Origin of the sequence: Bacillus sp. CH_48 (genome assembly GCF_038008465.1) — a bacterium.
GTDB classification, from domain to species: domain Bacteria; phylum Bacillota; class Bacilli; order Bacillales; family Bacillaceae_G; genus Bacillus_A; species Bacillus_A thuringiensis_S.
On sequence record NZ_JBBOZF010000001.1, the window covers coordinates 4,027,140 to 4,039,468 of the forward strand.

Here is a 12,329-nt window from a genome sequence, read left to right on the forward strand (position 1 = left end):
GGTGAGCAATATAATTAAATAACATTATTTTGTCATGTGAAATATGTACCAAAATTGGAGATAGAATAGTTTGCGAATGAGTTTATAAAGGTATATAGTATGGGATGTCATAATTAGTGGATGAATCTTGGGAGAAAACAGGAAATGTTACAAATTTATTTTATTAAATAGAAACCAAGGTCAAAATGTTTAAAAAGAAATAGTTGAATAAATACAAGCTTCAAATTATAATTACTAATATTCTTCATATAGTTAAATAAAAAAATCTATTTGAAGAAGAAAAATCGAATAGAGAGACAGACTTATAAAAAATAAGCCTTGGATGATCAAAAGAGGTGGAGAAATGAAACAGTTCTTATTAAAGAGCAAAAGTGTGTTAAGCAATCATTTTGGATTCTTTCTGTTTGCCGTTATTTTATTGTGGCTCAAAACGTATGCAGCCTATGTAACGGAATTTAATTTAGGAATTTCAAACACAATCCAAAAATTCTTGCTGTTTTTTAACCCGCTTAGTTCAGCAGTTCTATTTTTAGGACTTGCATTATTTGCAAAAGGGAAGCGATCTTATATTTGGTTAATTGTTATCAACTTGTTATTGTCGATTCTTTTATATGCAAACGTAGTTTACTATCGCTTTTTCAGTGACTTTATTACGTTCCCAACATTAACACAAACGAATAACTTTGGAGATTTAGGTGGTAGTATTCTTGCGTTGCTACATCTTTATGATCCACTATACTTCTTAGACACGATTATATTAATTGTGTTAGTTGCAACAAAATTTGCAAATCCAAAACCAATTCGTGTTGCGAAGCATAAAGTATCTCTAGTATTTGTAGCAGGTATTTTATTATTCAGTGTTAATTTAGGTCTTGCAGAGTCTGACCGTCCTGAATTATTAACAAGAACGTTTGACCGTAATTATATTGTGAAATATTTAGGGGCATACAACTACACAATTTATGATGGAATTCAAAGTGCGAAAGCATCGACAGAACGAGCATTAGCTGATGGCGATAATATGACAGAAGTACGAAATTATTTAACATCAACTTATGCAAGTCCAAATCCTGAGTATTTCGGTAAAGGAAAGGGAATGAACGTAATTTATATTCATTTAGAGTCATTCCAAAACTTCTTAATTGATTACAAATTAAATGGTCAAGAAGTTACACCGTTCTTAAACTCATTTACAAAAGATGCGAATACGCTATACTTTGATAACTTCTTCCATCAAACAGGACAAGGGAAAACATCTGATGCGGAGTTTATGTTAGAGAATTCAATGTTTGGTTTACCGCAAGGTTCTGTCTTTACAACGAAATCTCATAATACGTATCAATCAGCACCAGCTATTTTAGGACAACAAGGATACACATCAGCAGTATTCCACGGTAACTACAAAACATTCTGGAACCGTGACGATATTTATAAATCATTTGGTTTTAATAAATTCTTTGATGCGTCATACTACGATATGAATGAAAAAGACGTAGTAAATTACGGATTAAAAGATAAACCGTTCTTTAATGAATCTATTCCGTTATTACAAACGTTGAAACAACCGTTCTATACGAAGTTTATTACGTTATCGAACCATTTCCCTTATCCAATTGATAAGGCAGAAGCAACGATTGAACCAGCAACAACAGGTGATTCATCAGTAGATACGTACTTCCAAACAGCACGCTATTTAGATGAATCTGTAAAAGGCTTCATCGATTACTTGAAACAATCTGGTTTATATGATAACTCAATTATCGTTATGTACGGAGACCATTACGGTATTTCAGATAATCATAACGCAGCAATGTCAAAAGTAATGGGTAAAGAAATGAACTCATTTGAAAATGCACAGTTACAACGTGTGCCTTTAATCGTTCGTGTACCAGGAGTGAAAGGTGGCGTACAACATCAATACGGCGGTGAAATTGACGTTCTTCCTACGTTATTACACTTACTAGGTACAGATACGAAAAACTATGTTCAATTCGGTTCAGATTTATTATCACCAGAGCATAAACAAGTCGTTGCGTTCCGTAACGGTAACTACGTAAGCCCAACTGTTACTGCACTAAACGGCAAATACTATGATACAACAACTGGAAAACCTGTAGAATTTACAGATGAAATAAAGAAAAATGAACAAATGGTTCAAAACTCACTAAAATACTCTGACCAAGTCGTAAATGGTGACTTATTACGATTCTACACACCGGAAGGATTCACTCCAGTAGATCGTTCGAAGTATAACTATAACAATCGTGATAAAAACAAAACGAAGGTAAAAACGACTCCGGAAGGGGAAGCTAAATAATAAAAGGCGCTATTCATATGAATAGCGCTTTTTATTTGTAAATATACCATCATTATTAGACAGAACTAGCTGTTGCTTTTTGTTTTGCTTTTCCGAAGAACACTACACCAACAATGATCATAATGATAAATGCCCATTTAATGAAAGGGTTACTTTCGAAAAATCCAGCGAACCATTTCTCATCTACAATCATTTTTGCAGCAGTATAAGCTAAAACCGCTGCTCCAATCGTAATGATGACAGGAAAACGATCTACCCATTTTAAAATCAATGTACTGCCCCATACGACTACAGGAATAGAAACTAATAGCCCGATGATTACTAAAGAAAAGTTACCATGCGCAGCTCCTGCAACAGCGAGTACATTATCAATACCCATTAACGCATCAGCAATGATAATGGTTTTAATAGCAGACCAAAATCCTTCTTCTGCCTTAATATCATGGTCTTTGCCTTCAGCAATTAATTTGTAAGCAATCCATATAAGAAGTACACCACCAATTAAAAGTAATCCTGGTATTTTTAATAACCAAACGACAACTAAAGTAGCAAGAGCTCTTATAGCAATTGCTCCAACGGTTCCCCAAATGATAACTTTCTTTTGTTGATCTTTCGGTAATCGTCTTGCTGCTAATCCAATTACAATGGCGTTATCTCCGGCTAACACTAAATCGATTACGATAATTGCTAATAAGGCAGACAAATATTCAGGTGAAAGAAAATCCATAAATATATCACTCCTTATAATTAATATGTACTTATAAGCTATTCCGTATTAAGAATTCTAAGGATTATTTATTAAAATACAATCTCTTCAAATAGTAATTAAGGATTATAATTATGGTGCATAAACACTTAAAAAGATGGATACGGTACAATTCTGGAACCATCTTTTAAGTGCTTAATTTTTAATTATCATTTTTTGTTTGAAGATTTACTTTCGTATCTTTGATTATTACTTTTTTAGGCGTGAAACATGCAATAATTAAAGCCACAATAGATAAGACTAACATAAATACGTACGCATCACTTGAGCTATAGATAGAAGATAAGTTTGTTACTTGCATAGCTGATATATTTCCATTCTCACTAGATAACTGTGAAATGTGTGAAGTGGATTGAATTGTATACACCGTGATAATAACTGCTGTTCCAATAGCACCTGCTAATTGGCGAATCCTACTATTTCAAGCTTAACGGTTCAGAAAATCGCAACAAAAGCAGGGTTAAATCGAACAACATTTTATTTGCATTATCAAGATATTCAAGATTTACTAGACCAAATCACTAGCGAAATTTTAAATGAGCATTCAAATAAAATTGTTGATTTAATACATGCAAAAGATTTATCAGAAAAACAAAAGCTAACACAATTGCTAGATTATTTATATATTCACCGAAATTTTTTATTTATATTATTTAAAATGAATCAATTTGAGGAGCAATTGTTTTTATTTTTAAAGCAATTAATAGAAACGAGAAGAGAGAATACGAAAAAGAATTTACCTGATGATTACGTTGCAGTTGATATTAAAACAGCCTCTTTGGTAGGGATTATCATGTGGTGGATAAGGAATGGACTTCACTTTAGTTCAGATTATATTGCAAATCAAATTTATTTAATGTATAAAGGATGATATGTTAAAATCAGTCATATGTATTAGTAAATAAAAATCATTATATCTAAGAGTTGAAATTAATGGGAGATAGAAAGTGTCTTACAAGTTAAGAAAGGCGTATAAATTTCAAATTTATAAAGTAAAAGTTTTATAGCAAGAAGAGGAGAAATTTATGAATTTTCAAAATAAAAAAATAGCATTACATTTAGAGGTGGTGAAATACCAATTTAAAGATGCAAAAGAGGAGTGTGATAGAAATTGGCTAATAGTAAAAGCGAAACTGTCAGAAGGAAATAAAGTTTTTGAAACGATGGATCCTTTTCTACAAACGTTCGACTTACAGCGTATGAAAAAATGGTTTCAATCATTACCGAATCCTACATATACCGAACTAGATTTCATAGAGCCTAATATAGCGTTTGAATTAATGGGGGAAAATGAAGATGAGTTTCAAATTGTAGTCCGATTATCTCAGGAACTTACCCCTTCATGGTGTAAGGAAGAGGAGTACGAATTTTCTATAAGTATTACACAAGAGGACAGAGAAAAGATTATTCTTTTTATTGAAGAGCAACAAAGAAATTTCCCAAAACGATAAAAAAGACTTGATAACCTACTAGAGGGAATCAAGTCTTTTCATTACATACGATTATCATGCCAGAAGTTTAATGGGAAGTGTTCGTTCTCATTATATGCTTCTAATTCATATCCTTTTTCTTTCAGTCCTTTAATAATTCCAGGTACTGCTTTTACCGATTGTGGATGAATATCATGCATAAGGATAACTTCTGTTGGATTTGTAGCACCATGTAGTACGTTCTCTACAATTTTAGCAGATGCAGCATCAACTTGCATTTTGTTATATTTCCAGTCTAAAGAATCAATTGTCCAATCCCAAACCTTTAAGCCATTTTCTACAACTTTGTTGCGAAGAGCTTCGTTTAATCCTGGCATTGATCCGTAAGATGGGCGAGTTAATACTGGTGATTTACCTAAAACACCAGCGATTAAGCCTTGATCTTCCTTCATTTCATCTACATAATGACCTTCAGTGTAAAGTTTCTTGTAGTTATGAGTCATACTGTGCATCCCAACGTAGTGGCCTTCAGCATCTTCGCGTTTTACAAGATCAGGGAAAGCTTTTACGTTTGAACCAATTAGGAAGAATGTTGCTTTTGCATTTTCTTTCTTTAACATATCTAAAAGCTCAGCTGTGTATTTTCCGGGACCGTCATCAAATGTTAAGTAAGCGACTTTTCTAACTTGTCCGTTATAATGCTTTGGAGCCTCTTTCGGAGCAAGAGATGTTTGAATCTCACTTACAAGTTGAACAGATTTTGCTTCATCCTCTGTACTAGCTAAAGCAGTATGTACTGATCCTAAAGCGGCTTCGTATGTAAATAATACCCCCGCACAAACCAACATAGCCCTTTTTACCAAAGTTGTCATTCGAATTCCATTGTGCATAATTTTCCTTCTCTCTATAAAAGTTCTACTCTACTATATTAGCAATTATAGGTAGGGAAATGCAAAAAAAATTTTTTACAAGTGTAAAAAAGTTTGGCAAAAAGTATGCAAGATTTTAAAGGAATGTCATTTTGGAAGAAACATCACAAATGATTGGATAAATTGAATGGTGAATTGGAAACAATACAAGGGATATTAATTTTAGGAGGTGCTTTAATTGAATTATAAAAAAATGCTTTCAATATTAATGACAAGCATATTTACAGTAGGATTATTAATTGGCTGTAATCCAGCTCCAAAAGATGAAAAGGAGCCAGATCCAACGGAGGAACCTTCTGAACAAAGACAGGAGGAAAAAAATAATGAATTAAACAAAAAGGATGAGCAAGAACCAGATCCAACAGAAGAGCCATCTGAGGAACAAAAGAAGAAAAAAGAAAATGAGTAGTTGTAGTTTAATGAAATGTGTAGCATGATTTTGTAACAAAAAATACTTTTTAAAACATACAACCACTTTTCTTGCTTTATAAAAAAGTGGTTGTATAAAATTGTATATGAATTTAAACATTTCATGGATATGACTTTTGCTTTAAGGCTACTTTTTAATTCATGTAGTTTGTGATGTTTATTTCCCCTAAAATGAAGCTTGAAATCAATATTCATCTCTCGTTACAAACTCTTCAATCATCAAATTTAATTGATTCGATATTTCTATCAACAAACTTCTATATTAAATACCTCGTACAACATAATAGCACCTAATGCAGTAATTCCTTCATAAAGCATTATAATGCTTTTTATTAAAATCTTTCCTTAATTTAAGCCTAATATCCCCCTGATGTGTGTTAGTAAGTATTGTTGTGTTAAAATTTTGACAAAAACTATTAATTTATTCGTTTATTTTATGAAGATTTGCTCCTTCTTTTAACGATTAAAGGATTAAATATATTAGAAAGTTTTAATAAAATTAAAACTCTATTTTCTTGGAAGTAGGAAATAAAAAATTTATAGGAATTAGACTAAAGTCTTAAAACGAAAGGAGACGAATCATACTTTCGTATCACTTCATTTTCGTTCCAATTATTGATTCGAATATTTTTGTTTTTTATTAAAATATTGGTAAAGAAATAATTACATAAAAAAAAGGAGTGGGAATATGAATAATTATATTTGTACTACATGTGGAGTACAGTATCCCGAAAATGAAGAAGCACCTTCTCGTTGTAAAATTTGTAATGAGGAAAGACAATATGTTAATCCAATTGGGCAGTCATGGACAACATTAGAAACAATGCAAAATAGCAATTTATACAAAAACGAAATAATAAAAGAAGAAAGCGGTTTGTATAGCATTACTACTAAACCTAAATTTGCGATTGGACAAACAGCATTTTTAATACAAAGTAAAACTCTAAATGTTATGTGGGATTGCATTAGTTATTTAGATGATAAAACGATACAACGTATATATGATTTAGGTGGTATTCAAGCAATAGCACTTTCTCATCCACATTATTATTCTACACAAGTTAAATGGGCAGAAACATTCAATGTACCTATTTATATTCATGAAGATGATAAAGAGTGGGTGGTTCGTCCGAGTAAGCAAATTAAATTTTGGTCTGGGGAGCATCTTTTGTTATCGGAAGAACTTATATTACATCGCTTAGGAGGCCATTTTAAGGGCGGGACTGTTATACATTGGAAAGACGGTAATGAAGGGAAAGGTATTTTGTTATCAGGTGATATTATACAAGTAGTTTCGGATCAAAAATGGGTAAGTTTTATGTATAGTTATCCCAATCTTATTCCATTACCAGCGAATAAAGTTAGAGATATGGCAGAGAAAGTAAAAGATATCCAATTTAGTCGACTATATAATGCATTTCATGGTGTGGTGGAAGATGCAAATAAAGCTGTACAAAGATCTGCTGATCGGTATATAAAGGCCCTGCAAGGAGAACTATTTCATACGTAATAGCTTGTATTTCATCTCTACATTTATATAACTAATTTTATATGAATTTTATACGAAAGTCCTATTGTTTATTAACTTATAGGTCTTTCAACTTAGGAAGCTCACACTAATGAGGGATGTTAAAGGGAATATATGTAACCTATACTAATTACTATAAAGCTTTGGAAAATGAAAAGGAGGAGATTTGCATGAAGAATTGGGTTCAATTTAGAATTGCAAGACCAACAGATAAATTTGAAGAAGTGATAAGTTTTTATGAAACAGGATTAGGATTAAAACGTATAGGGGAATTTCACAATCATGAAGGATATGACGGGGTTATGTTTGGTTTACCAGATGAAGAATATCATTTGGAGTTTACTACACATGTTAATGGAAGTCCATGTCCGGCACCGACAAAAGATAATTTACTAGTTTTTTATATGCCTAATAAAGGTGAAATTGAAAAGATAGTGAATCGATTAAGTAATATGGGCTATCATGAGGTGGAACCAGAAAACCCGTATTGGATAGAGAAAGGAACCACAATAGAGGATCCAGATGGTTGGAGAATTGTGCTTATGAATGCATCTGAATAAAGAAACTATTATTATATGAAATAGAGTGTAACAAAATGATTTAGACATAAATCCCTACAGTGTTTGTAGGGATTTTTATATAAGAAAATCTTATTGAGAGAGTTATTAAAATGTAGAAAGATTTTGGCTAAGAGCAAATGTAATAAACATAATTTATGAAGGAGGTATAAAAGTATGATAGTAAAACATTTTAAAGAGTTTTCTAAACATGTTGGAAATACACCTCTCATGAAATTAGAATGCGAAGAAACGAAGAACCTTTCTATCTATGCTAAATGTGAATGGCATAATCCTACAGGATCAATTAAGGATAGGGCCGCACTTGGAATGATTAATAAATATTTACAAGAAGCGGACAAAAAACAAAATATTTTAGAGTATAGTGGTGGAAGCTTAGCGAGGTCAATTGGGTGTATTTGTAATTGTTTAGGGATTGAATGCACGTTAGTGTTAAGTTCTGCAACTGGTCAATCTCTATTAAATAAACTCAAATATTATGGTGCTAACGTAATCTTAGTTGATAAATGTAAGGGGTTTTACGCAGTAATTGAGAAGGCAATAGAGATTAGCAAACAAAATCCAGAATTATACTTTTTATTCCAACATTATAATAATGCAAATATAGTAAGTCATATTGAAGGTACAGGGCGAGAAATTATTGCACAAATGATTGGAAAACCAATACATGCATGGGTAGCATCTGCTGGTACTGGTGGAACTCTAATGGGAGGCTATACAGCAATAAAGAATTATACAAAAAATGTTGAACTACATTTAGTAATGCCTGCTGAATTGCCTTATGCTTCGGAACAACCACCAAATGATTTAAAGAAATATGCTGGATCAGGTGGGTTCGGCTTAGGAAGGAAACAACATTTCATAGAACAGGAAGAAAATTTGATAGAAAAACAATGGACTTATTCATATGAAGATACCCTGTATGAAATGGCACGTTTTTACAAAGATACTGGTATAAAAATAGGAACTTCTGCGGCAGCGAATTTATTAGCTGCTAAACAAATTGGGAAAGAAAAAGGTGCGAATTTTAATGTAGTTACAGTTTTTCCGGACGCAGGGTCAATAGAAGAGTGGTCAGATGTAAAAAAATTAGTTGAAAAATAGGGGATAGACCAAATGATAGAGAGGACCATCAAAAAACTGTATGTTTAACTGGTACAGTTTTTTGATGGTGTGGCTGTGTAATGTTTAGAAATTTCACATACCGTATTTTAAAAATAAATATAGGAAAACCAAAAAGTAATGTAGAATATATCGTGCATACATGTATAAAGTCAACATAAAAGATAAAGAGGTGGGTATATGTTTCTTGAGGAAGTAATGCAGCAACTAGAGAAATATGGAACAGAACAAAATCGTAAAACGTATAAAAACCACGGAGCGAAAGAGCCACTATTCGGAGTTAGTTTTGCGAATTTAAAATTGTTAAAAAAGAAGCTAAAAAAAGATCATGATTTAGCAGTTGAATTGTGGGAAACAAAAAATATGGACGCAATGACATTAGCAACTTATATTTTAGATCCGAAGAAAATAACGACAGAACAGCTTAATAGTTGGGTTCAGGATGTTGATTATTACTGTTTAATGGATGTTCTTATGACATCTATATGTACTTCGCCAATTGCAATAGAAAGAATGGAAGAGTGGACAAAGTTTAATGATGAATGGATTGGAAGAGCTGGCTGGTCTTTATTAGCAAATATAGCGATTAAAAATAAAGCGTTACATGATGATTTCTTCTCTCCGTACTTAGAAGAGATTAAAGAAAATATACATAATGAAAAAAATAGAAAAAAAGAAGCGATGAATAGTGCTTTAATCGCAATAGGAATTCGTAATGAAGACTTAGAGCGACAAACGATTGAAATTGCGCGTGAAATTGGAAAAGTAGAGGTTGATCACGGTGCGACATCATGTAAAACACCAGATGCAGAAAGCTATATAAAAAAAGCGAGAGAAAGAGCTGAAAAAAAGAAAGTGAAATAAGAAAAGAGGAACGGTTATGAAACCAATTGAAGCAGCACAAAACATAATTACATCACAATTTCCGAATTGTGATGTAGCTTTACTCGGCGGAAGCGTTGCACGAGGAGAAGCGACGAAAACATCTGACCTTGATATTGTAATAGTCGATCAAAGTTTAACTTCTTGTTATAGAGAATCTTTCTATAGTAATGGATGGCCTGTTGAGGTGTTTGTTCATAATTTTGAAACATATAAAACCTTTTTCAAAATGGATTGTGATCGAGGGAGACCGTCGTTACCACAATTAGTTTCAGAAGGGATTGCATTAAAAGGGGAAAAGGAAATTGTTGAGAAATTAAAAAAAGAAGCGAATGGTTTACTACATAAAGGACCAGATAAATGGACGGAAGAAACGATTAAGCAGAAGCGATATTTTATTACGGATACTTTAGATGACTTTATTGGTGCAACGAAAAGAGAAGAAGAATTGTTTATCGCTAATCTATTAGCGGATTTAGTACATGAATATGTATTAAGAGTAAATGGTAGGTGGCTTGGGAGTTCAAAATGGTTCATTAGAGTGCTAAGAAGGTATGATGAGCAATATGCAAACAAATTTGTAGCCGCTTTTGATCATTTTTATAAAACGGGAGAGAAAAATGAATTAATTCATTTTATAGAAAAGACGTTAGAACAGTATGGTGGAAGAGTGTTCGAAGGATTTTCTATTGGTAAATAAAAAGGGGAGAGAAAAATGAATGTACCATATGTTCAATTAAGAGAATTGACATTAGATGATGTAGAAGATCGCTATCAATGGTCATTAGATAGAGATGTAACAAAGCATTTAGTCGTACCAGATCAATATCCTCCGTTCACTCGTGAAGATACGAGAAACTGGATTGAAGCTTGTATAAGCCGAAAAAATGGTTATGAACAAAGGGCAATTGTTACTGAGAAAGGTATACATATTGGATGGGTAGACCTTAAAAATTTTGATAAAACAAATAAAAATGCAGAACTAGGAATTGCGATTGGAAATAAAGACTATTGGGGTAAAGGATTTGGAATGGCAGCTCTAAACAGCATGTTACATATAGGTTTTTCCCAGTTTGAATTGGAGAAAATTTGGTTACGTGTAGATGAAGATAATACACAAGCTAAAAAGAGTTATGAACATGCCGGATTTGTATGTGAAGGGTTAATGAGAAATGATCGATTGAGACAGGGGAAGTTCATTCATCGCTATCGTTACAGTATATTAAAAGAAGAGTATGAATTAAAAAATAATAACCTATAAAAATATTATGTAAATGAAAAAGGGGAAGATAAAATGATTCGATTACTTACAAAAGCGGATGCAAAACAATATTGGGAGTTACGTTTACAAGCACTACAAGTAAACCCAGAAGCATTTGTAACGACTTATGAAGAAGCAGTACGTCAAGAAAACCCTCTTGAACGCGTTGCTAGTAATCTTTCATCTAACAGTAGTTTTACATTTGGTGCTTTTAATAATGAAAATCGTTTAGTTGGGGTTGTTACTTTATTAACAGAAGAAAAGGATGCATATAAGCATAAAGGGCATATCGTTGCAATGTATGTAGATACTGAAAATCGAAGAAGTGGTCTTGCACGTGATTTAATACGTAAAGCAATTGAAAGGGCAAAAGAGATGAAGCTAGAGCAATTGAACTTAGGGGTTGTGTCAACGAACGAACCAGCCAAACGATTATATGAATCAATGGGATTTAAAACGTACGGAATTGAAAAAAGGGCTATAAAAATGAATGGTGTGTATAGTGATGATGAACATATGGTGTTGTTCTTTTAAGAGAGGAAGTTTAGCATGAAAGATCTCCATTTAGAAAGAAATATGGACCTTCAAGTAGCGATTTTGTATGCGACGGTTGCTGATACGTTTAATAGATTGCAAAGGTTAGTAGAAGGTACTGAAGAGAACGAACTATCCTATAAAGGGTCTGAAAATAATGAAAATAGTATTGGGCAGTTACTTCAGCATTTAGCAGTTGTCGATTTACATTGGGTGTATCGTTTCAAGGGAGAAGATGTTCCAACAACATTTGAAAATAAATATGGTCCTATGTTGAATGAAGTAGGAGAAATGCCGAGTTTAAGAAAATACACGTTGCAAGAGTTAATGCAAGATTATGAAGCAGTGCAAAAATTGTTTCATGAAGAATGTATGAAACTAACAGAAACTGATTTAACGCGGGAAGTTTTGTATGAAAAAGGGGAAACTGCGACTATAAGATGGGGAATTTGGCATATAGCAGATCATAATCGATATCATCAAGCACATATAAGTCGATTGAGGAAATTATATAGAGCTAGATTACATACAAGTTAAAGATTGTGAATTTTAA

The 12,329-nt window shown here is 32.7% G+C and carries 14 protein-coding genes and 1 pseudogene; 12 read left to right on the forward strand and 3 right to left on the reverse strand.

Annotated features, from left to right (window positions below; genetic code table 11):
• Positions 1-343 precede the first annotated feature (343 nt).
• Complete coding sequence (locus tag N2V92_RS20170) at positions 344-2,317, forward strand: LTA synthase family protein (RefSeq protein ID WP_000808776.1); 1,974 nt, start codon at positions 344-346, stop codon at positions 2,315-2,317.
• Between the two features lie 55 nt (positions 2,318-2,372).
• Here N2V92_RS20170 and N2V92_RS20175 read toward each other — a convergent pair whose 3' ends face one another.
• Together N2V92_RS20175 and N2V92_RS20180 are read right to left on the reverse strand one after the other, a co-directional pair.
• On the reverse strand, positions 2,373-3,044 hold the full coding sequence (locus N2V92_RS20175) for a TerC family protein (protein WP_000346946.1): 672 nt from the start codon (positions 3,042-3,044) through the stop codon (positions 2,373-2,375).
• A gap of 181 nt (positions 3,045-3,225) precedes the next feature.
• On the reverse strand, positions 3,226-3,450 hold the full coding sequence (locus N2V92_RS20180) for a hypothetical protein (RefSeq protein ID WP_000288051.1): 225 nt from the start codon (positions 3,448-3,450) through the stop codon (positions 3,226-3,228).
• 42 nt (positions 3,451-3,492) lie between these two features.
• Between N2V92_RS20180 and N2V92_RS20185 the strand changes: the two are divergent.
• Positions 3,493-3,954 (forward strand): annotated as a pseudogene (locus N2V92_RS20185) (TetR/AcrR family transcriptional regulator); the annotation flags it as partial.
• 154 nt (positions 3,955-4,108) lie between these two features.
• The gene (locus N2V92_RS20190; RefSeq protein ID WP_016077545.1) at positions 4,109-4,534 is read left to right on the forward strand and encodes a WapI family immunity protein; all 426 of its coding nucleotides are present in this window, start codon (positions 4,109-4,111) and stop codon (positions 4,532-4,534) included.
• 41 nt (positions 4,535-4,575) lie between these two features.
• Here N2V92_RS20190 and N2V92_RS20195 read toward each other — a convergent pair whose 3' ends face one another.
• Positions 4,576-5,403, reverse strand: coding sequence for a peptidoglycan-N-acetylglucosamine deacetylase (locus N2V92_RS20195; RefSeq protein WP_000551449.1), 828 nt, complete (start codon positions 5,401-5,403; stop codon positions 4,576-4,578).
• A 217-nt stretch (positions 5,404-5,620) separates the two neighbouring features.
• On the opposite strand from N2V92_RS20195, the gene N2V92_RS20200 reads away from it, so the two are divergent.
• The 9 genes from N2V92_RS20200 to N2V92_RS20240 all read left to right on the forward strand — a co-directional run bounded on the left by N2V92_RS20200 (position 5,621) and on the right by N2V92_RS20240 (position 12,313).
• Entirely contained in the window at positions 5,621-5,851 is a 231-nt protein-coding gene (locus tag N2V92_RS20200) for a hypothetical protein (protein ID WP_001106986.1), read from the forward strand.
• A 708-nt stretch (positions 5,852-6,559) separates the two neighbouring features.
• Positions 6,560-7,381: a hypothetical protein gene (locus N2V92_RS20205; RefSeq protein ID WP_001067271.1), complete on the forward strand. Its 822-nt coding sequence runs from the start codon at positions 6,560-6,562 to the stop codon at positions 7,379-7,381.
• A gap of 188 nt (positions 7,382-7,569) precedes the next feature.
• Complete coding sequence (locus N2V92_RS20210) at positions 7,570-7,959, forward strand: VOC family protein (RefSeq protein ID WP_016077547.1); 390 nt, start codon at positions 7,570-7,572, stop codon at positions 7,957-7,959.
• 174 nt (positions 7,960-8,133) lie between these two features.
• Complete coding sequence (locus tag N2V92_RS20215; RefSeq protein WP_000635842.1) at positions 8,134-9,081, forward strand: PLP-dependent cysteine synthase family protein; 948 nt, start codon at positions 8,134-8,136, stop codon at positions 9,079-9,081.
• A gap of 198 nt (positions 9,082-9,279) precedes the next feature.
• Positions 9,280-9,963, forward strand: a complete 684-nt coding sequence (locus N2V92_RS20220; protein ID WP_000478213.1) for a DNA alkylation repair protein — start codon at positions 9,280-9,282, stop codon at positions 9,961-9,963.
• A gap of 16 nt (positions 9,964-9,979) precedes the next feature.
• On the forward strand, positions 9,980-10,681 hold the full coding sequence (locus N2V92_RS20225) for a nucleotidyltransferase domain-containing protein (RefSeq protein WP_000802430.1): 702 nt from the start codon (positions 9,980-9,982) through the stop codon (positions 10,679-10,681).
• Between the two features lie 15 nt (positions 10,682-10,696).
• On the forward strand, positions 10,697-11,242 hold the full coding sequence (locus N2V92_RS20230) for a GNAT family N-acetyltransferase (protein WP_001102493.1): 546 nt from the start codon (positions 10,697-10,699) through the stop codon (positions 11,240-11,242).
• A 33-nt stretch (positions 11,243-11,275) separates the two neighbouring features.
• A complete protein-coding gene (locus tag N2V92_RS20235; protein ID WP_000620322.1) occupies positions 11,276-11,776 on the forward strand; it encodes a GNAT family N-acetyltransferase in 501 nt (166 codons plus the stop codon).
• A 15-nt stretch (positions 11,777-11,791) separates the two neighbouring features.
• Complete coding sequence (locus N2V92_RS20240; protein ID WP_000653847.1) at positions 11,792-12,313, forward strand: DinB family protein; 522 nt, start codon at positions 11,792-11,794, stop codon at positions 12,311-12,313.
• The last annotated feature ends 16 nt before the right edge of the window (positions 12,314-12,329 follow it).

Bases quoted from the DNA above. Each gene is read 5' to 3' on its own strand.
- N2V92_RS20175 (WP_000346946.1), bottom strand. From the start codon at position 3,044: ATGGATTTTCTTTCACCTGAATATTTGTCTGCCTTATTAGCAATTATC.
- N2V92_RS20235 (WP_000620322.1), top strand. From the start codon at position 11,276: ATGATTCGATTACTTACAAAAGCGGATGCAAAACAATATTGGGAGTTA.
- N2V92_RS20190 (WP_016077545.1), top strand. From the start codon at position 4,109: ATGAATTTTCAAAATAAAAAAATAGCATTACATTTAGAGGTGGTGAAA.
- N2V92_RS20240 (WP_000653847.1), top strand. From the start codon at position 11,792: ATGAAAGATCTCCATTTAGAAAGAAATATGGACCTTCAAGTAGCGATT.
- N2V92_RS20195 (WP_000551449.1), bottom strand. From the start codon at position 5,403: ATGCACAATGGAATTCGAATGACAACTTTGGTAAAAAGGGCTATGTTG.
- N2V92_RS20225 (WP_000802430.1), top strand. From the start codon at position 9,980: ATGAAACCAATTGAAGCAGCACAAAACATAATTACATCACAATTTCCG.
- N2V92_RS20230 (WP_001102493.1), top strand. From the start codon at position 10,697: ATGAATGTACCATATGTTCAATTAAGAGAATTGACATTAGATGATGTA.
- N2V92_RS20210 (WP_016077547.1), top strand. From the start codon at position 7,570: ATGAAGAATTGGGTTCAATTTAGAATTGCAAGACCAACAGATAAATTT.
- N2V92_RS20170 (WP_000808776.1), top strand. From the start codon at position 344: ATGAAACAGTTCTTATTAAAGAGCAAAAGTGTGTTAAGCAATCATTTT.
- N2V92_RS20215 (WP_000635842.1), top strand. From the start codon at position 8,134: ATGATAGTAAAACATTTTAAAGAGTTTTCTAAACATGTTGGAAATACA.
- N2V92_RS20220 (WP_000478213.1), top strand. From the start codon at position 9,280: ATGTTTCTTGAGGAAGTAATGCAGCAACTAGAGAAATATGGAACAGAA.
- N2V92_RS20205 (WP_001067271.1), top strand. From the start codon at position 6,560: ATGAATAATTATATTTGTACTACATGTGGAGTACAGTATCCCGAAAAT.